This window comes from Kurthia sp. 11kri321, from assembly GCF_001534765.1.
Taxonomy (GTDB): domain Bacteria; phylum Bacillota; class Bacilli; order Bacillales_A; family Planococcaceae; genus Kurthia; species Kurthia gibsonii.
Window position 1 is genome coordinate 1185252 of sequence record NZ_CP013217.1, and the last position, 25986, is coordinate 1211237.

At 36.2% G+C, this 25986-nt stretch carries 25 protein-coding genes; 22 read left to right on the plus strand and 3 right to left on the minus strand.

All coding sequences use genetic code 11. The features are described 5' to 3' along the window. Window positions 1-9: 9 nt before the first annotated feature. The 6 genes from gcvPA to ASO14_RS06185 all read left to right on the plus strand — a co-directional run bounded on the left by gcvPA (window position 10) and on the right by ASO14_RS06185 (window position 8923). Window positions 10-1377 carry an aminomethyl-transferring glycine dehydrogenase subunit GcvPA gene (gene gcvPA / locus ASO14_RS06160; RefSeq protein ID WP_068452927.1) on the plus strand — a complete coding sequence of 456 codons (1368 nt, stop codon included), beginning with the start codon at window positions 10-12 and terminating at the stop codon, window positions 1375-1377. Continuing rightward, window positions 1370-2830, plus strand: a complete 1461-nt coding sequence (gene gcvPB / locus ASO14_RS06165) for an aminomethyl-transferring glycine dehydrogenase subunit GcvPB (RefSeq protein WP_068452930.1) — start codon at window positions 1370-1372, stop codon at window positions 2828-2830. Before gcvPA ends, gcvPB begins: the two co-directional genes overlap by 8 nt. A gap of 137 nt (window positions 2831-2967) precedes the next feature. Then, on the plus strand, window positions 2968-5973 hold the full coding sequence (locus ASO14_RS06170) for a coiled-coil domain-containing protein (RefSeq protein WP_068452933.1): 3006 nt from the start codon (window positions 2968-2970) through the stop codon (window positions 5971-5973). 12 nt (window positions 5974-5985) lie between these two features. Then, a complete protein-coding gene (locus ASO14_RS06175; protein ID WP_068452936.1) occupies window positions 5986-6699 on the plus strand; it encodes a hypothetical protein in 714 nt (237 codons plus the stop codon). A 15-nt stretch (window positions 6700-6714) separates the two neighbouring features. Further along, window positions 6715-7434 carry a hypothetical protein gene (locus ASO14_RS06180; protein WP_068452939.1) on the plus strand — a complete coding sequence of 240 codons (720 nt, stop codon included), beginning with the start codon at window positions 6715-6717 and terminating at the stop codon, window positions 7432-7434. 1 nt (window position 7435) lies between these two features. Beyond that, complete coding sequence (locus ASO14_RS06185; protein WP_068452942.1) at window positions 7436-8923, plus strand: phytoene desaturase family protein; 1488 nt, start codon at window positions 7436-7438, stop codon at window positions 8921-8923. A 48-nt stretch (window positions 8924-8971) separates the two neighbouring features. On the opposite strand, the gene ASO14_RS06190 is transcribed toward ASO14_RS06185, so the two are convergent. Then, window positions 8972-10243 carry an AAA family ATPase gene (locus ASO14_RS06190; protein WP_068452945.1) on the minus strand — a complete coding sequence of 424 codons (1272 nt, stop codon included), beginning with the start codon at window positions 10241-10243 and terminating at the stop codon, window positions 8972-8974. Between the two features lie 101 nt (window positions 10244-10344). Next, window positions 10345-10731: a rhodanese-like domain-containing protein gene (locus ASO14_RS06195; RefSeq protein ID WP_068452948.1), complete on the minus strand. Its 387-nt coding sequence runs from the start codon at window positions 10729-10731 to the stop codon at window positions 10345-10347. A gap of 203 nt (window positions 10732-10934) precedes the next feature. Here ASO14_RS06195 and ASO14_RS06200 point away from each other — a divergent pair, with 203 nt between their 5' ends. Both ASO14_RS06200 and ASO14_RS06205 read left to right on the plus strand, forming a co-directional pair. Next, a complete protein-coding gene (locus tag ASO14_RS06200) occupies window positions 10935-11714 on the plus strand; it encodes a lipoate--protein ligase family protein (RefSeq protein WP_082701556.1) in 780 nt (259 codons plus the stop codon). Window positions 11715-11847: 133 nt separating this feature from the next. Further along, window positions 11848-12189: a hypothetical protein gene (locus ASO14_RS06205; RefSeq protein ID WP_068452952.1), complete on the plus strand. Its 342-nt coding sequence runs from the start codon at window positions 11848-11850 to the stop codon at window positions 12187-12189. A gap of 298 nt (window positions 12190-12487) precedes the next feature. Here the strand turns inward: ASO14_RS06205 and ASO14_RS06215 are convergent, their stop codons facing one another. Next, on the minus strand, window positions 12488-13387 hold the full coding sequence (locus tag ASO14_RS06215; RefSeq protein WP_068457316.1) for a DUF1385 domain-containing protein: 900 nt from the start codon (window positions 13385-13387) through the stop codon (window positions 12488-12490). Between the two features lie 217 nt (window positions 13388-13604). Here ASO14_RS06215 and aroQ point away from each other — a divergent pair, with 217 nt between their 5' ends. The 14 genes from aroQ to ahrC all read left to right on the plus strand — a co-directional run bounded on the left by aroQ (window position 13605) and on the right by ahrC (window position 25955). Further along, entirely contained in the window at window positions 13605-14048 is a 444-nt protein-coding gene (aroQ, locus tag ASO14_RS06220; RefSeq protein WP_068452956.1) for a type II 3-dehydroquinate dehydratase, read from the plus strand. Continuing rightward, a complete protein-coding gene (locus ASO14_RS06225; RefSeq protein WP_068452958.1) occupies window positions 14049-15110 on the plus strand; it encodes a M24 family metallopeptidase in 1062 nt (353 codons plus the stop codon). A gap of 24 nt (window positions 15111-15134) precedes the next feature. Beyond that, the gene (gene efp / locus ASO14_RS06230; RefSeq protein ID WP_068452963.1) at window positions 15135-15692 is read left to right on the plus strand and encodes an elongation factor P; all 558 of its coding nucleotides are present in this window, start codon (window positions 15135-15137) and stop codon (window positions 15690-15692) included. Window positions 15693-16029: 337 nt separating this feature from the next. Continuing rightward, window positions 16030-16533 (plus strand): acetyl-CoA carboxylase biotin carboxyl carrier protein, encoded by a 504-nt coding sequence (gene accB / locus ASO14_RS06235; protein ID WP_068452965.1) that lies wholly within the window; start codon window positions 16030-16032, stop codon window positions 16531-16533. Between the two features lie 14 nt (window positions 16534-16547). After that, the gene (accC, locus tag ASO14_RS06240; RefSeq protein ID WP_068452967.1) at window positions 16548-17900 is read left to right on the plus strand and encodes an acetyl-CoA carboxylase biotin carboxylase subunit; all 1353 of its coding nucleotides are present in this window, start codon (window positions 16548-16550) and stop codon (window positions 17898-17900) included. 21 nt (window positions 17901-17921) lie between these two features. Beyond that, window positions 17922-18329, plus strand: a complete 408-nt coding sequence (locus ASO14_RS06245; RefSeq protein ID WP_068452969.1) for an Asp23/Gls24 family envelope stress response protein — start codon at window positions 17922-17924, stop codon at window positions 18327-18329. A gap of 258 nt (window positions 18330-18587) precedes the next feature. Continuing rightward, window positions 18588-18962 (plus strand): transcription antitermination factor NusB, encoded by a 375-nt coding sequence (gene nusB, locus ASO14_RS06250; protein ID WP_068452972.1) that lies wholly within the window; start codon window positions 18588-18590, stop codon window positions 18960-18962. A gap of 82 nt (window positions 18963-19044) precedes the next feature. Next, window positions 19045-19896, plus strand: a complete 852-nt coding sequence (gene folD / locus ASO14_RS06255; protein ID WP_068452975.1) for a bifunctional methylenetetrahydrofolate dehydrogenase/methenyltetrahydrofolate cyclohydrolase FolD — start codon at window positions 19045-19047, stop codon at window positions 19894-19896. A gap of 134 nt (window positions 19897-20030) precedes the next feature. After that, entirely contained in the window at window positions 20031-21380 is a 1350-nt protein-coding gene (gene xseA / locus ASO14_RS06260; protein ID WP_068452978.1) for an exodeoxyribonuclease VII large subunit, read from the plus strand. After that, window positions 21377-21610 (plus strand): exodeoxyribonuclease VII small subunit, encoded by a 234-nt coding sequence (locus tag ASO14_RS06265; RefSeq protein WP_068452980.1) that lies wholly within the window; start codon window positions 21377-21379, stop codon window positions 21608-21610. Before xseA ends, ASO14_RS06265 begins: the two co-directional genes overlap by 4 nt. A 3-nt stretch (window positions 21611-21613) precedes the next feature. Then, window positions 21614-22498 (plus strand): polyprenyl synthetase family protein, encoded by an 885-nt coding sequence (locus ASO14_RS06270; RefSeq protein WP_068452982.1) that lies wholly within the window; start codon window positions 21614-21616, stop codon window positions 22496-22498. 98 nt (window positions 22499-22596) lie between these two features. After that, window positions 22597-24501, plus strand: coding sequence for a 1-deoxy-D-xylulose-5-phosphate synthase (gene dxs / locus ASO14_RS06275; RefSeq protein ID WP_068457317.1), 1905 nt, complete (start codon window positions 22597-22599; stop codon window positions 24499-24501). Then, window positions 24501-25322: a TlyA family RNA methyltransferase gene (locus ASO14_RS06280; protein ID WP_068452984.1), complete on the plus strand. Its 822-nt coding sequence runs from the start codon at window positions 24501-24503 to the stop codon at window positions 25320-25322. The genes dxs and ASO14_RS06280 overlap by 1 nt, the downstream gene beginning before the upstream one ends. A 183-nt stretch (window positions 25323-25505) precedes the next feature. Continuing rightward, a complete protein-coding gene (gene ahrC / locus ASO14_RS06285) occupies window positions 25506-25955 on the plus strand; it encodes a transcriptional regulator AhrC/ArgR (protein WP_068452987.1) in 450 nt (149 codons plus the stop codon). Window positions 25956-25986: the final 31 nt, after the last annotated feature.

Sequence of the window (25986 nt, forward strand, 5' to 3'; positions counted from 1 at the left end):
TTTTTACCTATGAAGCATCGTTATTTACCAATGACGGAACAAGATCAAAAAGAAATGTTAGACGTTATTGGCGTTTCATCTGTAGATGAATTATTTGCCGATATTCCGGAAAAAGTTCGTTTTAAAGGTGAGTATAATATTAAACCAGCTAAATCTGAAACAGCTTTATTAAAAGAATTATCAGCGTTAGCAAAGAAAAATGCGAGCCATGACGAATATACGTCATTCTTAGGTGCAGGTGTTTATGACCACTACAAACCAGTTATTGTGGACCATGTGATTTCACGTTCAGAATTCTATACAGCTTATACACCTTACCAACCAGAAATTTCACAAGGTGAATTACAAGCTATTTTTGAATTCCAAACAATGATTGCTGAATTAACAGGTATGGATTTAGCAAACTCGTCAATGTATGACGGCGGAACAGCATTAGCAGAAGCTGGTATGTTAGCTGCTGCACATACACGCCGTAAAAAAATCTTAGTTTCTGATACAGTAAACCCAATTTCAAAAGACGTTGTTACAACATATGCATACGGTCAATCGATTGAGGTAGTAACTGTTCCTGCTAAAGATGGTGTAACAGATATGGAAGCTCTTGAATCATTAATCGATGATCAAACAGCTGCTGTATTAGTTCAATATCCAAACTTCTATGGTCAAGTAGAAGATTTAGGTAAAGTATCAGAACTAATTCATGCAGTAAAAGGTTTATCAGTTGTATCATCTAATCCATTATCACTTGCAATCCTAACACCTCCAGGTAAATTAGGTGCAGATATTACAGTTGGTGATGCACAGCCATTCGGTATCTCTGAAGCATTTGGTGGCCCACACTGTGGTTTCTTTGCAACAACAACAAAGTTAATGCGTAAAGTACCAGGTCGTTTAGTAGGGGAAACAGTTGATTTAGAAGGTCGTCGTGGTTATGTATTAACATTACAAGCACGTGAGCAGCACATTCGTCGTGAAAAAGCGACTTCAAATATTTGTTCGAACCAAGCCTTAAATGCATTAGCTGCTTCTGTAGCGATGACAGCTCTTGGCAAAAAAGGTATGCAAGAAATGGCGAAACAAAATATTTTGAAAACACACTATGCAAAAGAAGCGTTTGAAAAAGCAGGCTTCGATGTAACATTTAAAGGTGCTCATTTCAACGAAATCGTTGTAAATACAAAAGTAGATGTAACAGAATTGAATAAAGCATTATTTGAAAAACACATCATCGGTGGTTTTGATTTGAAACGCGTAAATGAAAACTTAGCAAAACATTCATTAATTTGTGTAACAGAACAACGCTCGAAAGAAGAAATCGACGAATTAGTCGCTGAAACGAGCGCAGTTGTTGCAGAAATGGAGGCTCAACATGCATAAGGATAATCAACCATTAGTATTCGAACTTTCAAAAGAAGGTCGTACAGGATATAGCTTAACAGAACTAGATGTACCAGAAGTAGATTTATCAGAGATCCTTCCTTCTTCATTAATTCGTGAAGAAGCAGCTGAATTACCAGAGCTATCAGAATTAGATATTATGCGTCACTATACAGCATTATCAAATCGTAACCATGGTGTAGACTCAGGGTTCTACCCACTTGGTTCTTGTACGATGAAGTACAATCCGAAAATTAATGAAGCTGTTGCGCGTTTCTCAGGGTTTGCAAACATCCATCCATTACAAGATGAGTCAACTGTTCAAGGTGCAATGGAGTTAATGTATGATTTACAAGAACATCTTGTAGAGATTACAGGTATGGATGAAGTAACGCTTCAACCAGCAGCTGGAGCACATGGTGAGTGGACAGCATTAATGATGATCCGTGCATTCCACGAAGCAAATGGTGATGTACAACGTACAAAAGTACTTGTTCCAGACTCAGCGCATGGTACAAACCCAGCTTCTGCTGCAGTTGCAGGTTTTGATACAGTTACAGTTAAAACAGCTGAAAATGGTCTTGTCGATTTAGAAGATTTAAAAACAAAAGTGGGCGACGATACAGCAGCACTTATGTTAACAAATCCTAACACACTTGGTCTATTTGAAGAAGATATCCTTGAAATTGCAGATATCATTCACTCAGTAGGTGGTAAAGTTTACTATGATGGTGCTAACTTAAATGCTGTAATGTCTAAAGCGCGTCCGGGAGATATGGGCTTTGACTGTGTACACTTAAACTTACACAAAACATTCACTGGTCCACATGGTGGCGGTGGTCCTGGTTCAGGTCCTGTAGGCGTAAAAGCAGACTTAATTCCATTCTTACCAACACCTGTATTAGTTAAAACAGAAGAAGGATTTGCGTTTGATTACAATCGTCCACAAACAATTGGTCGCGTAAAACCTTACTATGGTAACTTCGGTATTAATGTACGAGCTTACACTTACATTCGTACAATGGGTCCAGACGGCTTAAAAGCTGTAACTGAACAAGCAGTTGTAAACGCAAACTATATGATGCGTCGTTTAGAACCATACTTCGAACTTCCGTACAAACAACACTGTAAACATGAGTTTGTATTAAGTGCGAGTCGTCAAAAGAAATTAGGTGTACGTACACTTGATATCGCAAAACGTCTGTTAGACTTTGGCTACCACCCACCAACAACTTACTTCCCATTAAATGTGGAAGAAGCATTGATGATTGAGCCAACTGAAACAGAATCAAAAGAAACATTAGATGAATTCTGTGATGCAATGATTCAAATTGCAAAAGAAACAGAAGAAAATCCAGAAATCGTACAGGAAGCACCACATACAACGGTCATTAACCGTCTAGATGAAACACGTGCTGCACGTAATCCTGTATTACGCTATCAAAAAGCATAAGTACAAAAGAAGCTAGGGAGACATCCTTAGCTTCTTTTATTTTGTATAAAAGTGTTCAAATTTTGATAATATTGTTAAATTTAGAACGGAGAGGGTATAGATTGAACAGAGAATTGAAATAAAGGAGCGATGTGCTGATGATGGAAAAAGTAAAAGCAGAATGGCAATTGGATCAAAATAATCCATCACAATTGCTAGAAGATGGACGAACAGTCGACATGTTATTGAAAGATTTTGAAGGCGAAGCAAAAGTTATACGCTACCCACAAGTAACACAAGATGCTCATTTTTTAGGTGTATTTATACAACATCACGCATCACAACATCTGATACAATTACTTGTAAAAGCGAGTATATCAGTTTTTGAAATTATAGATGCAACAATCCAGTGTGAACTGCCTATAGATGATGCCTATCTATTAATCGACCTTCATTTGAATGAACCAAAAAGTACGCTATCTTCAGAGTTTTGGACAGCTTTTTATACATTACCTTCTAGTGAAAGCGAGCAACGTATTTTAAAGAAGTTAAATAGCTGGTCAACATATATTGATTATTTAATGGAACAAGCTCATTATCCGTATAGTGTCGCTTCAATTGAAAAAGCACAAGAAGTTTTAACAATTACGTTATATGAAACACCTCTCACTTCGAAGCAACAAAAAGGTCAAGAAGTGTGGAAGCGTATTGGAGATCAATTCGAAAAAATTGCTCGATGTGATGAGATGAATGTAGAAGAAAATCGTCTATTTTTACAAGATGCAACAGTTGTTTTTGGTGATTCAATTGATACAGTTTATTTATACAAAGAAAAAGAATATAATGAATTACTCATTCTACGAGGACGTTTGCGAGCTATACACGATGCACATATGCATTGCCCCCAAATTCACCATCCACTATTAAATCCATACCATACCCAAACCAACTTTTCAGGTCTTACGATGATGAAAGATGATATAGAACAAGGTATTCAACATATGGTGAATCAACTTGTTGATAGTCATGAACAATTGACTTTATCGATTCATCAATATGATTTGGCACAAAAATTATCTGAAAAATATGTTCATTTACTACCGATTCATGCAGATGGTCGAGCAGATAAGGCAATTCAATATGTAAAAACACCATTGATTGAAAAAAATACAGTAGAAATCACGACAGTATCGAATGCATTAAGTGAACGTGAAGAAAAAATACAGCAAAAAGCGTTGATTCACTATAATGAAAAGTTACAACAAAATATGCAATATGTAAGTAGAGTTGAACAAACACAGCAGTATTTAAAAGAAGAAGAAGAAAAAAATCTTCAAAAAATCACCCAAATGCAAGAAGCCATCACACAATATGAACAGGAACAAGAGCGATTAGCTTTTAAAAATGATCAATTAATGCAAGAACGTTTTGAATTAGAAGATGCATGGCATGAGCAACAGCAGCGTGTAAAAGATTTACAACGCGAAAAAGAAGAAAAAATTCAGTATTATCAAGATTTAGAGCAAGAATGGTTAATTTTTAATCAAGAAATTCCTTCTTATACAGATAATATTGAAGCAGTGAAAAAAATTGAAAGTTCACAAATAATTATCCGAGATTGTGAACTTAAAATTGAACGTATTCAAACAGATCAGCATACTGGAAAAAAATATGTGGAAGACATGATAACAGAACACCAATTATTTTTGACAAATCAACAAGTAGAGCATGTTCAAGCATTAATTCAAAAAGTTAAAAAAACTGCTGAATTTTTAGATATCCCAATGGATTTACAATTTGCAAGTTCTTATGCAGAACTAACCCAAATTTATTTAGAAAAATTTAATGGTATTGAAGCAGTTGAAGAGCGTTTAAATGACCAGTTCCCATATGTAGAAGATGAATTGAAAAAGGTTGGAATTTCATTCGTGATTCCAGATGAGCCGAACGCACATTATGATCGTCATTATGCAGAAGATCAATTAACACAATTATTGGGTTTACTCGATAATAAACCACTATCATTAGGGATTAACTACAAAGCAAAAAATCGTTGGAAAGAACATGTTGTGGAAAGTGTCCGTAAATTAACATATGCTTTAGCAGGTATGAAACAAGAAAAAGAAAAACTAGAACAGAAATTAATGATACAACTAGATTATGCGGAACGTATTGAATTTCGTTTTGACCAAGATGTGCGCATGCTGCAAACAAAAATGGATGATTTTATTAATCGTTTAGAACAAGCAAAAAAAGAATATGAAGGCGTCATCGAAACAGCGAATCAAGATATTTCAGCCATGCGTAAAACCGTGAAGCTAAGTAAACAAACAACTTCTGGTCGTAGTCAGCAATATGATACGTTAGAGGATTTAGAAAATGCTCGGAAACAATATAAAACGGAATTGTTATCAAAGTATGATGTACTTGAAGAACATGAGCGCATGGTAGAAGAAGCGGAAACGTATGTTTTATCTTTAGCGTCTCAATATGAAGAAAAAACAGCAGTTGTGATTAAAAACAAAGAAGAGATGAACATACAGATGGATTTGTTACAGCATGATATTGTAAATTCGAAAGCGGTAATTGAACAATTCAATCAAGCAAATCACGTTATTCATATGCAACAAGAAGAATTACAACAACAATTGAAAATTTTCAAAGCACATCACCAAGTATTATTTAAAGAAGCACAAAAAATCCAAGTAGATATTGAAAGAAAAGCAATGAATAAAACACGTCATCTAGAACAGCAACATGCAATGCAAGTATGGCGAAATCAATTGACTTTAGAAGAATATGAAGGACGTTGGTATCAATTGATTACACAAAAAAGTCGTTTGCGTTTTACAGCAGAACTTCATTCGAAACAATCAAGCGATCTCTTCTTGTTTGAAGATGTTCAATATACTTGGTTGGATATGTTATTACTATGTCAACAACATAGACATATAGCTTTTGTTACGACAGATTTAAGTGAGCGCTCTTTAGTAGATTTAGAGATGTTTGAACAAAATCTACGTTTACAAGGTTTTAGTTATATAGAAAGACAAGAGATTTATGAACATTTACAGATGAACCCTCTTAAAGATTATGTAGCGATTTATGAACAAGTAGAAAAACCTTATGTAATCGACTGTGAACAAGACCAATTATCTGTGTAAGGAGGTAACTAGATGAAATATACACTAGACGTGATGTATGAATTATTAACTGAAAAACAAATGGCAGATTTATATAGTATTCAAAAAATTACACCATACGAACTGCCGATTAATGCATATCAAGTGACAATTCATTTTCAAGCGAAAAAAAAGTATTCGATTTTCGCCGAACAAATTCTTCGTTTTTTAGCGCTATCATCATTAAATGAAGATTTGTTACAAGATATGCTTGGTTTTCAAGAGGAGGATTTACGAGAAAATATTGCGTTGTTACTAGCAGACGGGGCAATCATCGTAAATCAAGAACAGTATGAATTAACAGATTTAGGTAAAGAAAGTGCAATTGATGGCTGTGCTTCCTTACAACACCATATCAAAACCTTTACTTGTTATTGGGAACCTGTGACAGATCAATGGATTGAAGAAGTCAATCAATTCTTACCTCGTGAGCACTTGATTCATCCAGCTGTAAGTAAACAACAAAAAATGGATTTCTCTCATTCGTTTTTGGAAAAAGGATGTATTCAATCATTTTATACAAAAGTAACAGGAGAATCATTAAGCAGTCAGTATGAAGCGATTCAAATTGAAGATGTTGTTTACGAAATGAATACAACGAATAAAGTATTATCTGTTCAAGAAGTCTGTTTATTAAGTCGTGATCAAGGGACTGAAACGTATTCTATTTGGAATCCACTAGCGAGTCAGTTTGTTCGTTTAACTTAAAAGGAGAGAAGCATAATGAAAAAGAATGTATTTATTATTTTTTATATTGTAAATTTAATCGTTCTACTGCTCATTATGCTTCCAATTCTTTCTAAAAGAGACTGGTGGATGTTATTATTAATGTTATTATATGCAGCCATCATCGCAACACTTTACTTTAGTACATTATTTGGTGTTAAAAAGGGACTGTTATATGCTTTATTTGTATGGATTTCAGTATATAGTATTATGTCTTACGGAAGCCTTCTTCCTTTCATCAAAAGTGGTGGTGCATATGAACACTTATTATACATGGCAATTGCTAGTTTATGGCTTGTGAGTATTGCAATCATACAAGCTTTTACATATCAAATGCCTCTCGCTATGCGCACGGTTTTTAGCTTTTTTATCATTATTGTTATACATTTTTTTATCATTCCAATTTTTGCATTGTTTAATCGCTATTATATAGGTGATTTTTCATACTATCATTTTGAAATTCAATTAAGTGGGTACTTTATTATTATTGGGTTTTCAATTATTTATTATATCATCTTATTATTTTTAGAAATGATTTGGCTTGTTAAGTATTCGATCACATTGCAGAATTATATGATTGGAGTTTTTGTTTCGATTATGAGTATACCAATCATCATCGCTTTACGCGTAGGTCTTTGGGAAACCGGTGTTGTTGCTTTTTTTATCATGATGAGCATTATCGTCGTTTCAAAAACAAAAGTAGAGGAGGGCAGCTGATATGAAAAAAGTATCGATTATTGGTGCGGGGTTAAGTGGACTAACAGCGTCCATTCTACTTGCGAAAGAAGGTTTCGAGGTTACCATCTATGAAAAAAGTAAAAAAGTAGGTGGGAATTTTACAGCATTACAGTTTGAAGATCATCTTTTTGAGTTTGGCCCAACTTTTTTTACGATTCCAGAATTACTTGAAAGTATCTTTCTAATGGCAGGAAAAAATATAGAAAATTATCTTGATTTGGAAATTTTAACACATCATACACATGTCTATTTTGAAAATGGCGATAATTTTTGCCTTTCTACAAATGTGGAAGAAATGATTGAACAATTAAAAAAAGTAGATGCTACAGGTGCTGAAAACTATCACGATTTTTTAGCAGAAATAAAACGACTATATTTTGAAGTGAATGAATTATCAATGAATTTACAAATTACAAATTGGTCAAAATTAGTAAAGATTCCTATTCGTAATTTGATTTTAAAATTACGTCCTTTTCAAAGTTTGGACCACTTTTTACGTAAATATTTTGAGAATGAACAAATTATTCAATTACTTGCGAAATACGCAAATCGTGGTGAAATGTTAGCGAGGTCTACACCTGCATTTTTTGCTGCTTTTCTATATCCCATACTAACGGCAGATGTCTTTTATGTGAAGGGTGGAACAAGGGAGGTACCTTGTGCATTAAAAAAGCTAGCTATCGAATTAGGAGTTAAAATTTATACCGAAAAAGAAATTACAAAAATACATTTGAAAAATAATCAAGTAGAAGGTATCCAAATTAACGAAAATCTGAGTATTGAATCAGACTATGTATTAATTAGTAGTGCGCAACTATTAAATAGCGATACGCTCTTATCCGATTTTACAGTTGTGAATGAAAGAGAAAAATTCATTGTAACAGGAGAAAGTAATTTATCTCAATTTGTTTTACTACTTGGATTAGATCGCTATACGAACTTAAAAACACATACTGTTTTATTTTCAAGCGATGTGGAAAGAGAAGTAGAACAAATTTTAAATGGAGAATTTGCTGAAAATCCGACCATTTATATTTATAATCCTGCTTTTCAAGAACCTGAGCGTTTTAAATCGGGTGATTGTTTAGTGCTGATGGTGTCAATTCCAACAAATGATTTATACTCGACTTCTTATCGAGCGAGCATTGCTTCTTACCGGCATCATTTAGTGAGCGAATTAAAAAAATATGGTTTTGACTTAGAAGAATCGATTGTAGAAGAAAAAGTCTGGACATCCAAAGATTTAAAAAATCGATTCAATTCAACGAAAGGTGGCATACATGGAGCTATTTCGAAAACGTTCGCGGCTGCCTACATTCGTCCACCTGTTAAAAGTGATGAAATTAAAGGATTATACTTTACATTAGTGGACACAAGTCATCCCGCAGGTTCAACAGAAGCATTAAAAAATGGCATTCATCTTGCTACGAGTATTATTGAAGAAGCACGTGAAAATCCACTAATTTAAAAAAACTGCTGAATGGCTTAATGCATCATTCAGCAGTTTTTGTATAGATTAAAATCCGATTGTATGTTCGTCTTCTTCCCATTCATTTCGTTCCGTATTTTTACGTTGTTTTTGAAGGTCTGTAATGACTTCTTCGTAGTTCAACTCTTGGTCATAGTGCCAGTTAAGTGCTACAGAAATATAGAATTCATTCAATTGAGACATCGATAATTTTTTCGATAATTTTGCAGCATGTTCAAGTTGCTCCTCTGTGAAGATATGCTGTTGATCAAGTTTTTGTAAATAATGCAGGCGCATCTCTTTATTTGGGTTTTTAATTTCGTAAGCTCGGTCAAAACGTCCAGCACGATTGATGAGAGCTGGATCAATGCGTTCAGGATAATTTGTTGTCCCAATGACGAATACACCATGACGCGACTGTGCTCCATCTAGTGCATTTAAAAAGACAGAGCGTGCATATTCAGGCATTGATTCAATATCTTCAATGACAAGAATTGCAGGAGACAGTGAGCTAACTAAACGGAAAACTTCTTGAATCGATTCACTGTCTGTATGCTCCGTAATCTGCCAATAAACAACAGGTGCATCGACAGAACCAGTAATTGACTTTACAAGTGTTGTTTTCCCATTACCTGGTGAACCATATAATAAAATACCACGTTTATATGGAATGTTGTAGTGCTTATAAAACTGTCCGTCATCTTTAAAGAATTCATCAATTGAACGGAAAATATTACGCTTTAATTGCTCATCTAAAAATACATCTTCGCGTGAAATATCACCATATTCGCCTAAATTACTACGGCGTAAACCATCGTCTGTATCGACTAAATATGATACTTGAGACATAAGCACATTACGCAATTGTTTATTCACGCCATCAATGAACTTCTTCATATGTTCAGAAGACGGAGCGAAGTAACAGATTTCTTCTTCTCGCCATGAGTCCTCACAAAATAGTGTTGCTGGTGCAATGGCTACTTCATAATTAGGATAATAAATGAGTTTATTATCAAATGTAATAAATTCATGCAGTGCATCATCTTGTTGTAACCACGATAATGGTTCTAAATTATAGGTTGGTTCTGCTTCATATAAATAGGTAAGAACTTCGAATTTTAGTAAGTCTTTATGCATTAATTCGATAATATGTTGATCGAACTGAGAATTATTTAAAACTAATTTTAATGGTCGCCATGTTGTTTCAATGCGCTCATTTAAAATATGTGTAATACGTTTAAAGAACGAAGCATATTCTGCATAGTTCGGTAACTCTTTTGAAACATCTTCAGTAAATGGATATAAATAAGAATAAATCACAAACTCCTCCTAATAAAAGAAATACATCAATATTTTAACATAAAAGTTAAAAGTAAATCAAAAAAGAGACTTTGACAATTTTGCCAAAATCTCTTTATACATTATTTACGTGAATATTTTACTTTACCAGACCATTTTTTGAAGCCGCCTTCAAGTTGATAAAGGTTTTTGTATCCTTTACCTTTTAAGAAAAGTGCTGCACGTGCACTACGACCTGCATTGTCACAGTACAAGTAAATTGGAATGTCTTGACGCAATTCTTTGTAGCGTGTACGAAGTTGTGTAGATGGTAGATTACGCGCACCTAAAATATGACCATCTTCAAATTCTTTTTTCTCACGCACATCAATTAGTTGCGCTTTGCGGTATCCCGCCTTGAAATCTTCTTCAGATAGTGTTGTTACAGCTCTTTTTGAACGGAAACCATTAATCAAAATGAACGCAACAAGCACGACTAAAATAATGATAATACTGTATAACCAGCTCACGAGTAAATTCCCCTTTCTTTCTACAATACTATTATAAGAGAATGAATCAAATTCGTCTATGATGTTCCGTGGTAAAAGAGGAATTGTATAGTAATTACCTTAATTGTTTGATAAAATGAGTAGGCTAAGATTGGAAGGGAGAGATATAAGTGACAAAACAATGGTATTTCATCAATTCAGGACCATGTGATCCTGCATATAATATGGCTTTAGACGAGGCGTTATTACATTGGCATGCTGAAGAAAAGTTACCGCCGATGATTCGTTTTTATGAATGGAACCCAGCGACATTATCTGTTGGCTATTTCCAAAAAGCAAAGAGAGATATTGACTTCGATCAATTAGAGAAGTTGAATTTAGGATTTGTTCGTCGACCAACAGGGGGACGTGCCGTTTTACATGAACATGAGCTTACATATAGTATCATCGTATCTGAAAACTATCCAAATATGCCAAAGACGGTAACCGAAGCATATCGTGTACTGAGTGAAGGCCTATTAAAAGGTTTCCAAAATCTCGGTTTAGATGCTTATTTCTCAATACCTGAAACCAATGAGCAAAAAGAAGCGCTCGCAAAACCGAAAAGTGCCGTATGTTTTGATGCACCGAGTTGGTATGAGTTAGTCGTAGAAGGAAAAAAAGTAGCAGGTAGCGCGCAAACACGTCAAGAAGGTGTTATTTTACAACATGGTGCCATTTTAATCGATTTAGATGCAGAAAAATTACTATCTGTTTTTAAATTTAAAAGTGATGAAGCGCGTGAACGTATGCGTCATAAATTACCTGAAAAAGCCGTAAGTATTAATAGTTTAGCCAATCGAACTGTAACAGTTCAAGAGTGTATCGAAGCATTCTATAATGGATTCCAAGAAGCGCTTGATATTGAGTTAGTACCATACGAATTAACAGCCGAACAGCAGCAATTTGTAGAACAATTAGCCGAAACAAAATACCGTTCAACTGAATGGAACGATAAATATTAATATAGAAGGAGAAAATCGTGCTGTATAGCGCGATTTTTTTCTATAAATCATACGCTTTTTTTACAGCAATTATTCTTCTCATGAAATAGATTATGGTATGATAAAAAACGTAGAAATAAAGGAGTGAATAAAGTTGAATTTGAACAAGTTGGCAGCTTATTTCTTGCCTGCCTTTGCGATGTTTTCAATTAGTGCCTTAACGATGTTTGGTGCATTCGGTACAGATAAAGAAAACCTAGCGATTTTTAGTTTATCATTGATTATTGTGTATCCGATTACATTTATTATACAAGGTGTATCTTGTGCGATTCATCACTATTCAGTGATTCCAGCAATCGGGATTTCATTGATTGCATTCATTATTATTTTCTTCGTTGTCATTGGTGGAAATAATACGATTTATGGTGTGTATTACTTTGCTTTATTCGGTGCAGGGTATGGGATTACATATATGCTACGTCGCATGAAAAAATAGAGCTAACTACAAAGGTCGTAACATGGCGTGTTTGATACACGTACGTTACGACCTTTTTTGTTGATTCGTCTAAGGTGTTTAATTGATTTAGCGTGATTGCTTTAGTTCTTCAAGTAATCTTTTATAGACTTTATATGTTTGGAGTGCGGTCACTAACATGAACAGAAGTAGAATAGGTACTAGCACGTATAAAATGATTTTTCCACTTACGACATCCATCATATAAAGCACAAGAGCAATAACGCAGAAAAAAAGCATATTAAAGCCGAGTTTCCTCATAATAAACACCTCATTTTAATTAATTCGAATCTTGATTCATTGTTTGGATGATTTCAGGATTTTGCTCTACTTTTTTTAATTTTTTAAATGAAGCAATTGCTACTTCTACTTGATCATCTTGTGGTTCTTTTGTTGTTAAAAGTTGTAACCATAAACCTGGATATCCTAAAAAGCGTAGTATAGGAATATCACGGCAAGCATTTGTCGCTTGTAATACTTCAAAAGAGATACCAAGTACGACAGGTATTAATAAAATGCGGTCTACTAATCGTAACCAAAGTGGATCCGTTGGTACAAAGAAATAAAGAACCATCGCGACAAATACAGTAAACAGCATAAAACTTGAGCCACAGCGATAATGTAAGCGAGATTGCTTTTGTACATTTTCAACGGTTAGTTCTAGGCCGTTTTCATAACAATTAATGACCTTATGTTCAGAGCCATGATATTGGAAAACCCGCTTAATAATCGGTGTTAGTGATACGAGATAAATATAGGATACAAGTAGAATGAGTTTAAAGCCACTCTCTACTAGAATTTGTGCTGTGTCACTAGGAAAAATACTTTTTAAACTATTTGCTAGAAAAATTGGAATAAGTGTGAAAATAAATTTTCCGAATAAGAAAGAAAGAATACCAATCGCTGCTACACCGAGCCAAAGCTGTAACTTCGACATGTTCTTTTCTTTTTCTTCTTTTGACAATTCTTCCCCTGGTGTCACATCATATCGATCGCTCGCAAACTGTAAATGTTTCGATCCGTTTGCAGCTGATTCAATCAGTGCAACAATGCCTCTAACAAAAGGGATTTTCTTCATTTTTTGATACGTTGGATTTTTTACGCGCTTAGCGTAATAGTAATCAATCGAACCATCGTTTCGACGAATTGCAGAAACCGTATGTTGTCCACCACCCATCATGACACCTTCAACGAGCGCTTGACCACCATATACAGTTGTATTTTTTTCTTGATTCAATTTCACACCGCTCTCTATGTATAAGATTAAAACTTCTTCAATTGTACTAAAAAATGATGATAAACTCTAGAAAAATCCTTTACATCGTTGAAAAACCTACGACTTACGAAATATATGATAGAATGAATACAATCAATTAGGAAAAAAGGGGAGATTTTTCATGCATTACCTATGTTTAAATGGTCCAAATCTAAATCGTCTTGGTAAACGTGAACCAGCAATTTACGGATATGAGACACTTGCGGATCTTGAGTTAAGTTTATCAGAAGTAGCAGTAGCTAAAGGAGCGACAATTGAATTAAAGCAATCGAATCATGAAGGTGAGTTAATTGATTGGATTTATGAAGCAGAGGACGGCGAAGTAGACGGTATTATTTTTAATCCAGGTGCTTATACACATACAAGTGTTGCGCTTCGTGACGCCATTGCAGGTGTAGAAGTACCTGTGATTGAAGTGCATATTTCAAATATTCATCAGAGAGAATCGTTTCGTCATCACTCCTATTTAGCGCCTGTTTGTGTAGGGCAAATTAGTGGTCTAGGCTTATACGGATATGAAGCGGCACTACGCACGTTCTTATCGAAACAAAAGGGGCAAAAATAAATGAATCGTTTAGAAAAGTTGCGCGCATTAATCGCTTCACAAAAAGTAGATGGCTTTTTAATTACGAATCCATATAATGTACGCTATATGACAGGCTTTACAGGTTCGACAGGTATTGCGCTCGTAACAAAGAGTGAGGCGCTGTTTATTACGGATTTTCGGTACATTGAGCAAGCAGAAAGAGAAGTCACCGATTTTCATGCTGTCCAACACAAAGCAACTTTAGTAGAAGAAATAGCGTCATATGTACGTAATTTAAACATTCAAACACTTGGTTTTGAAAAAGAACATATTACGTATGCACAGTTTTTATTATACGAGAAATTTATTACGAAGAATTTAGTAGGTCTTGCAGATGTGATCGAAAAAATCCGCTTGATTAAGACGCCTGAAGAAATTAGAATAATAAAAGTCGCTTGTGACATTGTAGATGCAGCATTTGAGCATATTCTACCGCAAATTCGTCCGGGCGTAACTGAGCTTGAAATCGCGAATGAATTGGAGTTCTTTATGCGTAAATCAGGAGCAACCTCTTCTTCATTCGATACGATTGTTGCATCAGGTGTTCGCTCGGCATTGCCACATGGCGTAGCAACTGATAAAATAATTGAGAAGGGCGACTTTGTCACTTTAGACTATGGTGCGTTATATAATGGGTATGTGTCGGATACAACACGTACAGTAGCAGTCGGCCAGCCATCGCAACAATTAAAAGAGATTTACGAAATTGTTTTAGAAGCCCAGTTGGTGGGTGTCAAAACCTTTAAGCCGGGAATGACGGGTGTGGAAGCAGATGCGGTTGTACGCGATGTGATTCGTTCGCATGGCTATGGAGAAGCATTTGGTCACTCTACAGGTCATGGAATAGGTTTAGAGGTACATGAAGGACCAGGTTTATCTCATCGCTCCAATCATCGATTAGAGGCTGGGATGACTGTAACTTGTGAACCAGGAATCTATTTACCAGGTATTGGCGGCGTACGCATTGAAGATGATTTGCTTATTACAGCAGATGGGAATGACGTATTGACGCATGCGCCTAAAGAGTTAATTATTTTATAAATTAGTATTTGGAGGAAAAGAAACATGATTTCAGTAAACGATTTTAAAACAGGATTAACAATCCAGGTAGACGGTAACCTTTACCGCGTAATCGAGTTCCAACACGTAAAACCAGGTAAGGGTGCTGCATTCGTGCGTTCAAAATTACGTAACTTACGTAATGGTAACGTAACTGAAAAAACATTCCGTGCAGGTGAAAAAGTAGAAAAAGCACAAATCGATAACCGTAAAATGCAATATTTATATGCATCTGGTGATCAACACGCATTCATGGATATGGAAACATATGAACAAATCGAACTACCAGAATCTCAATTAGAGTATGAATTAAAGTACATCCTTGAAAACATGGAAGTACAAATTGTATCATTCGAAGGCGAAGTATTAGGTGTATCTTTACCGAACACTGTTGTACTTGAAGTAACTGCTACTGAACCAGGAATCAAAGGTGATACAGCAACAGGTGGTTCAAAACCAGCAACAATGCAAACAGGTCTTGTTGTAAACGTACCATTCTTTGTAAACGAAGGCGATAAATTAATTATCAACACAGAAGATGGTTCATACGTTTCACGTGCATAATCATAAGGATTAACCTCTCTTTTCGAGAGAGGTTTTTCTTTTAAAATAATTTAGTACCTACTAATAACATGAGTCGTAATTACTAAGTGCTTTAGCTGTGCTAGTACAGAAGATGTTCACTCTAAATGTCTAAATAGTGTAATCGTTTACAGTATTTTATTTATGGTTAACGCTTCAAACTTTTACTTAATTCGTAAAAAAAAGATTGTATTTCAAACGGAATTTATCTACTATAAATATAGAAATTGCTATTTTTCAATAAAATGTTTCAAAAGTTTGAAAAAAGCGATAAAATAATATGTGTATTATAATACACACAAGTAAGGGGAGTTAAAGTATGTTAAAAATTCAAGAAATTCGTGAGATTATTAAATTGGTGGATTCATCTTCAGTGGATGAATTTGTATTCGAGCAAGATGACACAAAATTAAAACTTAAAAAGCACAACGGTCAAACGGTTGTAGCGCAAGCTCCTGTAGCAGTTCAAGCTGCACCAGTAGTAGAAGCACCAAAAGCAGCAGCTCCTGCACCAGCAGTAGAAGCACCAAAAGCTCCAGAAGCACCAAAAGCTGAGAAAAAAGAAGTTGTGGCAGATGCAAATCTACATAAAATCACTTCTCCAATGGTTGGTACATTCTACTCTGCTCCAAACCCAGAATCACCTGCGTTCGTAAAAGTAGGCGATCAAGTGGGCGAAGAGTCAATCGTTTGTATCGTTGAAGCAATGAAATTATTCAACGAAATCGAAGCAGAAGTAACTGGTGAAATCGTTGAGATTCTTGTTGAGAATGGTGAATTAGTGGAATACGGCCAACCTCTATTCCTAGTTAAAGAAGCGTAAGGGGGGTCCTACTAATGAAAAAAGTACTAATTGCAAACCGTGGTGAGATTGCAGTACGTATCATTCGTGCTTGTAAAGAATTAGATATTCAATCTGTGGCTGTTTACTCAGAAGCAGATGCTGAAGCATTACATGTTCAATTAGCAGACGAAGCATATTGTATCGGACCGAAGTTTTCTGCAGATAGTTACTTAAAAATTGACCGTATTTTAGCGGTAGCAGAAAAAACAGGTTGTGATGGAATTCACCCTGGATATGGTTTCTTAGCTGAAAATGCTGCCTTCGCAGAAGCTTGTGAAGATGCAGGTATTACATTTATTGGACCAACTTCAGATGCAATTAAAGTAATGGGTATTAAAGACGTAGCGCGTGATACAATGGAAGCAGCAGGGGTGCCACTTGTTCCAGGTACAGGAATTGTTCCTGATATCGAAACAGGTAAAAAATGGGCTGCAGAAATTGGATACCCTGTTATTATTAAAGCTACTGCCGGTGGTGGCGGTAAAGGGATTCGTGTTGCACGTACGGAAGAAGATCTTGTAAAAGGAATCGAGATTACACAAAATGAAGCAGCTGCTGCATTTGGTAATCCAGGTGTATACCTTGAGAAGTTCATTGAATACTTCCGTCACTGTGAAATTCAAGTATTAGCTGATAACTACGGTAACGTAATCCATTTAGGTGAGCGTGATTGTACAGTGCAACGTCGTATGCAAAAACTAGTTGAAGAAGCGCCATCTCCAGCACTTTCGGAAGAACGTCGTGCGGAAATGGGTGCAGCAGCAGTTAAAGCAGCGCAAGCATGTTCATATCGTGGTGCGGGTACTTGTGAATTTATTTATGACTACCGTGAAGATAAATTCTACTTCATGGAGATGAATACACGTATCCAAGTAGAACATCCTGTAACAGAAGCAATTACAGGAATCGACCTAGTTGCGCAACAGTTAAAAGTTGCATCTGGTGAAGAATTAGCTTATAAACAAGAAGACGTGAAATTAAATGGATGGGCAATTGAATGTCGTATTAACGCAGAGAACCCTTACAAAAACTTCATGCCTTCAGCAGGTAAAGTAGATACGTATGTAGCACCAGGTGGTATTGGTGTTCGTATTGATTCTGCTATGTACCCAGGCTATTCAATTCCACCATATTACGATTCAATGGTTGCAAAATTGATTGTTCATGCAGATACGCGTGAAGAAGCGATTGCAAAAATGAAGCGTGCATTAGGTGAGTTTGTTGTTGAGGGTCCTGGTATCCATACGACAATTCCTTTCCATGAAAAATTAATGAGTAATGAAGTTTTCAAATCAGGTAAATTCAATACGAAATTCCTAGAAGAAAACGACGTTATTAATTCTTAATAAATGAGAGGGGCAAATTCAATGACAGAACAAAACATTCAATCTTTACAACAACCGACACCGCAAGGAAAAGAGGCGCTTGGAAAGATTGAAGTAGCACCTGAAGTAATTGAAGTGATTGCAGGAATTGCGACGAATGAAGTGGAAGGCGTTTCGGGAACGAGAGGTTCTTTTGCATCGGGCGTTGTAGAAAAATTCGGCAAAAAAGTTCATGGCAAAGGGATCAAAACAGAATGGATAGAAGACGGTTTAATCGTCGATGTATATTGTTTTGTGCAATATGGTGCATCCGTTGCGCATGTTGCCAGAGAAGTACAGCGTCAAATTCGTGAATCGATTGAAAACATGACGGAGCTTCAAACGAAAGAAGTGAATGTTCATGTTACGGGGATTCAGTTTGATCAGGCTACAAATTCAAAAGTTGAATAAAGCCCTGTAAATAAGCGTTTTGAGGTTTTTTCCTCAAAACGCTTTATTTTTTCGTTTGACATAAAAGCGAACGTTTTATATACTGTGTATTGTAAACGTTCGCTTATATTTTTGTTCGCACGAAAAAGACAGATTTTTTAAAACTTGTCGTAAAGCGTATGATGACAAGGGAAAGTGTGATAAAATAAACTTCATATGAAAATAATTGTTATAGCTAACAAGTGAAATAAGACAGCTATTTAAAAGGAGTTATTAAGAATGAAGCGACGTGAAGCGCGTGAAAAAGCGTTACAAACACTTTTTCAACTAGAGAATACTGAATTAACTGTAGAGGATGCAATTGAGCATACACTTGCAGAAGAAAAATCATCGGCATTCTTTGAAGAATTAGTATACGGTACACAGAATCACTTAGAAGAAATTGATGCATCATTAGAAAGTAAATTAGAAAATTGGTCATTAAGCCGCTTAGCGAAAATTGAACGAACAATTTTACGTCTAGCAGCTTTTGAATTAATGTATATGCCAGAAACACCGAACAATGTTGTCATCAATGAAGCAGTTGAGATTTCAAAAGTCTTTGGTGATGAGAAGTCAGGTAAATTCGTAAACGGCGTATTATCAAAATACTAGATCGTTAATAGGACAGACGGAAGGGATTTTCTCTTCCTAACACCCTGTTGACGCATCAAAGCTGAATTCGGGAGTGTAGAAAATGTCAAGTCAACTAATTAACGGAAAAGAAATCAGTAACACAATTCGTACAGGTATTCAAAAAGAAGTACAAGATTTAATTGCAAAAGGAATTACACCAGGATTAGCAGTGATTCTAGTAGGTGAGGATCCTGCGTCACATACATATGTAGCAAACAAAGAAAAGGCTTGTAAAGAATTAGGAATTTATTCCAAGCTTATTAAATTACCAGAAGATACAACAGAAGAAGATTTACTAACGCAAATCAAACAATTAAATGAAGCATCTGAGATTGATGGTATTCTAGTCCAGCTGCCATTACCAAAACAAATCAATGAACAAAAAGTAATTGAAACCATTTCTCCATTAAAAGATGTAGATGGTTTCCACCCAAATAGTGTTGGGAAAATGCTTCTAGGACAAGAAACATTTTTACCATGTACACCACATGGTATTATGAAGTTACTCGAATATTCAAATATTGAAGTTGCTGGTAAACATGCAGTAGTTATTGGGCGTAGTCATATTGTTGGCGTACCAATGGGGCAACTACTATTACAACATGATGCAACAGTGACATATTGTCACTCGAAAACAAAAAATCTTCAAGAAATGACAAAGCAAGCAGATATTTTAGTTGTAGCAATCGGACGTGCGAAAATGATTACAGCCGATTACATTAAAGAAGGTGCAGCGGTTATTGATGTCGGTATGAATCGCGATGAAAATAATCACCTATGCGGAGATGTTGATTTTGATTCAGTTGTTGAAAAAACATCTGCAATTACTCCTGTTCCAGGCGGCGTTGGTCCAATGACAATCACAATGTTGATGTATAACACAGTTCAATCAGCAAAAACAAAGCTAGCATAAGACAAATGAAGCTGATTAAGGTAAAATAGAATAGACAGAAAGCTGTTTTTCTGCGGAAAAACAGTTTTTTTTATGGGCGAATCATAACGTCAAAAAATGTGTAGAGGAAACACATCCTTAGAGGAGATGAATTAATGGTCATTCATTATTTATCTGTGCAAGCATTGACCAAATATATTAAGCGGAAATTTGAAGCAGATCCTCATTTACGTGAAGTATATGTAAAAGGTGAACTGTCCAATGTGAAACTACATAATTCAGGGCATATTTATTTCACATTAAAAGATGAACATGCACAAATTCAAAGTGTCATGTATAAGATGCAAGCGAAACAACTTGCTTTCAAACCTGAAAACGGTATGAATGTGCTGATTCGTGGAGATGTGAATGTCTATGAAGTGGCAGGACGCTATCAAATGTACGCGAAAGAGATGCAACCAGATGGTGTTGGGAGTCTACATGTAGCATATGAACAATTGAAAAAAGAGTTGGCAGCACGTGGTTATTTTAAACCAGAATTTAAACAGTCGATTCCAAAGTTCCCCAAAAGAATAGGGGTTATTACAGCAAAGACAGGTGCGGCGATTCGAGATATTTTGTCCACACTAAAAAGACACTATCCAATTGCTGAGGTAGTAGTTATTCCAACTGCTGTTCAGGGAAAAGTAGCTGCGAATAATATTGCACAAGCTATCGCTTTAGCGAATCAGCAAGGGAATATCGACACACTCATTGTTGGACGAGGTGGCGGTTCGATTGAAGATTTGTGGGCATTTAATGAGGAAGCGGTCGCGCAAGCTATTTTTGAAAGTCGTATTCCTATTATTAGTGCAGTTGGGCATGAAACAGATACAACGATTGCCGATTATGTAGCGGATTTACGTGCACCGACACCAACAGGCGCAGCGAAGATGGCTGTACCAGACCGTTTCGAATTACTACAGCATGTTGAATCACTCCGTACACGTCTTATTCAACAGACACAAGCACAATTAAAGCATGAACGTGCTCGTTTGACACGTGTGCAGTCCGCATACCCTATGCTATATCCTGAGCGCTTATATCGTCCTTTTGTTGAACAATTGGCGCAATTAGATGATCGTATGCAGCGTGCAGCCGTGCAAGCAATGGAGCAGCAACGTTATAAGTGGCAACATCTTGAACAAAAACTTCAAATTTATAATCCTTTAAAAGAGATTGTATATGAAAAGAAGCGTATTGAGTCGATGCAACAAGCCTTAACGAGAGCAATCGCTCAAAAATTACAGCAAGAACGACAACGTTTTACGGCAGCTGTTCATACACTTGAGATGTTAAATCCTTTATCCATTATGACACGCGGATATGCAATTGCTTATGATGATCAAAAAGTTGTAAAATCGGTAGATTCATTAGAGGAAGGACAAAAAATAGACCTTCAATTTACAGACGGTCGTGTTCAAACGATTGTGCAGTCCATTCAAAAAGAGGAGGAGTCCACATGACAAAAAAACAACAATCATTCGCTGAATCGATTGAACAATTAGAAGAAATTGTTCGCTCACTTGAAAAAGGCGATGTTCCATTAGAAGATGCCATCTCTTTATACCAAGAAGGGATGAAATTGTCACAAAGCTGTCATACACAACTTGAAAAAGCAGAACAGCAATTGGTGAAAATGATGGATCAAAACGGAAATGAAACGGAGTTAAATTTACAGAAAGAGGCGGAATAAATAATGACAAGTACACTAAAAACATTTATGGAAGAACAATTACCAATCATTGAATCGCATATGTACGAATTTGTAGAAGATTTAACAGCACCCACTTCATTAAAAGAAGCGATGTTATATTCTTTAAAAGCTGGTGGGAAGCGTGTAAGACCACTTTTTGTGATTGCAGTAATGGAGTATTTAAATAATCCAACAAAAGCAGGGTATACAGTAGGGGCAGCGGTAGAAATGATTCATACATACTCGCTAATCCATGATGATTTACCAAGTATGGATAATGATGACTTCAGACGTGGTAAACCGACGAATCACAAAGTATTTGGTGAAGCAGCAGCGATTTTAGCAGGTGATGCACTGAATACACTACCATTTGGCATTTTAGCGCGCTTAGAAAATGTGTCAGCTGAACAAAAAGTAGAATTAATTCGCCTTCTAAGTGAGACGGCTGGAGCAGAGGGGATGGTTGGCGGACAAGTACTCGATATCGAAGGTGAAAAACGCCAACTTACTTTAGATGAATTAGTACGTGTTCATGAAAATAAAACAGGCGCCATTTTACGTTTTAGTATTGAAGCAGGTGCGATTTTAGCAGGTGCAACACAAGAGCAACGCAACTTATTTGTCGAATATGCGTACCATATTGGACTCGCATTCCAAATTAAAGATGATATTTTAGATATCGAGGGCACAACAGAAGAATTAGGAAAAACAGCTGGGAAAGATGTAGCGAGTGAAAAAAGTACGTATCCGGCACTCTTAACATTAGACGGAGCTAAAGAAAAATTAGCAGAACATGCGACAAAAGCACATGCATGTTTAGAGAAAATACCATCGAATAGTAAATATTTAGCAGATTTAACGGACTATATTATAAATCGTAACAAGTAATCAGTTTAAATGCTTTCTGTTCGACTTAATGACTGTTATAATAGTGAAAAAAGTCGTGTGAGTAAAATCAATGATAAAAGTAAAGGTGTGTGATGGTGGTGGATTTAAACACAATATCTAGTCCATCCTTTCTGAAAAATTTGAATAAAAAACAATTGCAAGATTTAGCAGTTGATATTCGCAAATTTTTAGTTGAAAAGTGTTCTGTAACAGGTGGACATATTGGACCAAATCTAGGTGTAGTTGAATTAACAATTGCACTACATCGAGTATTTAATAGCCCGCAAGATAAGTTCTTATTTGATGTTGGGCATCAAGCATATGTGCACAAAATTTTAACAGGTCGTGCGGATCAATTCGATACGTTACGTCAATATAAAGGTTTATGTGGTTTCCCAAAACGCAATGAGAGTGAGCATGATGTATGGGAGACTGGTCATAGTTCAACTTCTCTATCAGCGGCGATGGGCATGGCAGCTGCACGTGATGTTCAAGGAAAACATAATCATGTCGTTCCGATTATTGGAGATGGTGCATTAACAGGTGGAATGGCACTTGAAGCACTGAATCATATCGGACATGAAAAAACAAATATGACCGTTATTTTAAATGATAATGAAATGTCCATTGCACCGAATGTAGGCGCTTTACACAATATGTTGTCTCGTATGCGTACAGCGACACCTTATAATCGTGCAAAAGATGATTTTGAAGGTTTATTAAAGCGTATTCCAGCAGTGGGTGGACGTTTAGCTTCAACAGCAGAGCGTGTAAAAGATGGTTTGAAATATTTAGTTGTACCAGGCATGTTCTTTGAAGAATTAGGTTTTACTTACTTAGGACCAATTGACGGTCACGATTTTGAAGCACTTGAGTCAACATTATTAAATGCGAAACGTACTGAAGGTCCTGTAATCGTTCATGTGATTACGAAAAAAGGTAAGGGCTATTCACCAGCGGAAAACGATAAAATTGGAAATTGGCATGGTACGGGTCCTTATAAAATGGAAACAGGAGATTTTGTTAAATCGTCTGTTACAGCACCAGGTTGGTCAAAACTAATTGCAGATACTGTAACACGTATTGCGCGCGAAGATGATCGTGTTGTAACAATTACACCTGCGATGCCAGTTGGTTCGAAATTAGAAGGATTTGCTAAGGAATTCCCGAAACGCTTCTTTGATGTTGGTATTGCAGAGCAACATGCAACAACGATGGCAGCAGGGATGGCAGCAGAAGGTTCAAAACCGTTCTTATCAATTTACTCGACATTTTTACAACGTGCATACGATCAAATGTTACATGATATTTGTCGTCAAAACTTAAATGTATTCGTTGGAATTGACCGTTCAGGCTTAGTAGGAGCAGATGGCGAAACACATCAAGGTGTATTCGACATTAATTTCCTTCGCTCAATGCCAAACATAGTCATTATGATGCCGAAAGATGAAAATGAAGGCCAACATATGGTGCAAACAGCTTTAGCATATGATGAGGGGCCAATTTGCTTACGCTATCCACGTGGTAATGGTTTAGGCGTTCCAATGGATGAAGAATTAAAAACATTACCAATCGGTAGCTGGGAAGTATTAAAAGTAGGAACGGATGCAACGATTCTAACATTTGGTACGACGATTCCGATGGCAGAAGAAGCAGCAGAAAAATTAGCCGAACAAGGTATTTCAGTTGAAATTGTCAATGCTCGCTTCATTAAACCAATGGACGAGGAAATGCTACATCGCATTTATCAAACAGGTCGCCCTGTTTTAACAATTGAGGAATCGATGCTACAAGGTGGATTTGGTAGTGCTGTATTAGAGTTTGCGAATGATCATGGCTATGACACAAATCAAACAGAACGTATGGGTATTCCAGATGAATTCATCGAACATGGAAGCGTTGATTTATTAATGCGCGACATTCATTTAACAGCAGAAGAAGCTGAAAAACGCATTACAAAGCTCGTACATCAAAAAAGAGAACAAGAAGGTCTAAAATCATAATGGCAGACAAAGTACAAAAAGAGCGCGTAGATATTTTACTCGTTCAACGCGGTATGTGTGAAACACGTGAAAAAGCAAAACGTTTAATTATGGCGGGACAAGTTTTCTCTAAAGAAGTTCGCGTCGATAAAGCAGGAGAGAAAATACCAGCAGACCAAGATTTAACAATTAAAGGTCAACAACTGAAATATGTCAGTCGTGGTGGTCTAAAGTTAGAAAAAGCACTTGAGATTTTCGACTTTACGGTGGAAGGAAAACTGATGCTAGATATCGGTTCTTCAACAGGTGGTTTTACAGATTGTGCGTTACAGAACGGCGCGCGTCATTGTTACGCTTTAGATGTTGGTTCAAATCAACTCGCTTGGAAGATTCGTTCAGATGAACGCGTTACGGTAATGGAGAAAACCAATTTCCGTTACGTAACTGCACCTGATTTAGTCGAGGGTTTACCAGAAGTGGCAACAATCGATGTATCATTCATCTCACTCGAACTAATTTTACCTGTATTAAAAACATTATTGATGCCTGGTGGCGATGTGATGGCCCTTGTTAAACCACAATTCGAAGCAGGTAAAGAAAATGTCGGTAAAAAAGGTGTCGTACGCGATGCGAAAATTCATTTAGAAGTACTTGAAAAAGTAGCGGATTTCGCAGAGGAATTAGGGTTTGTTTTAAAAGATGCTTCTTATTCACCAATTACAGGTGGAGAAGGAAATATCGAATTCTTATTCCATCTTTACAATCCGCATACTACTGAAGAATTAGAACGTTCGTGTGATTTACAAGCAGTTGTAAAAGAAGCACATGCACAATTAAAATAAAGTAGCTAAAAATCGAAAAACACTTTCAGAGAATCAGAAGGTTCTTTGAAGGTGTTTTTCCATGAATAAATGCCTAAATAAAAGAAGAAGAAAATAGATAAAAGATTCGTTTTTTCTTGTTATTTCATTGAATAGATGATAACTTTAGGTTGACAGGCATAAATATGCATAGAGGTGAATGATATGAATAAAAGTCAAAGACATATTCGTATTCGTGATATGATTGCGAATCGAGAAATTGAGACACAAGATGAACTAGTCGACTTATTAAAAGAAGCAGGCTATAACGTGACACAAGCAACAATCTCACGTGACATTAAAGAATTACATCTAATCAAAGTACCATTACAAGATGGACGTTATAAATATAGCTTACCAGCAGACCAACGTTTTAATCCTGTACAAAAACTACATCGTGCGCTAGCAGATGCTTTTGTATCGATTGATGGGGCAAGTCATTTCCTCGTTATGAAGACATTACCAGGCAACGCACATGCGATTGGCTCATTATTAGATCACTTAGATTGGACGGAAATTTTAGGTACAATCTGTGGAGATGATACAATCATGATTTTATGTCGTGAAGAATCAATGCGTGAAGTAGTGAAAAATCGTTTACTAGAGATGTTATAAGAACTGCTAGAGAGAAGTATTGAGGGGTGTG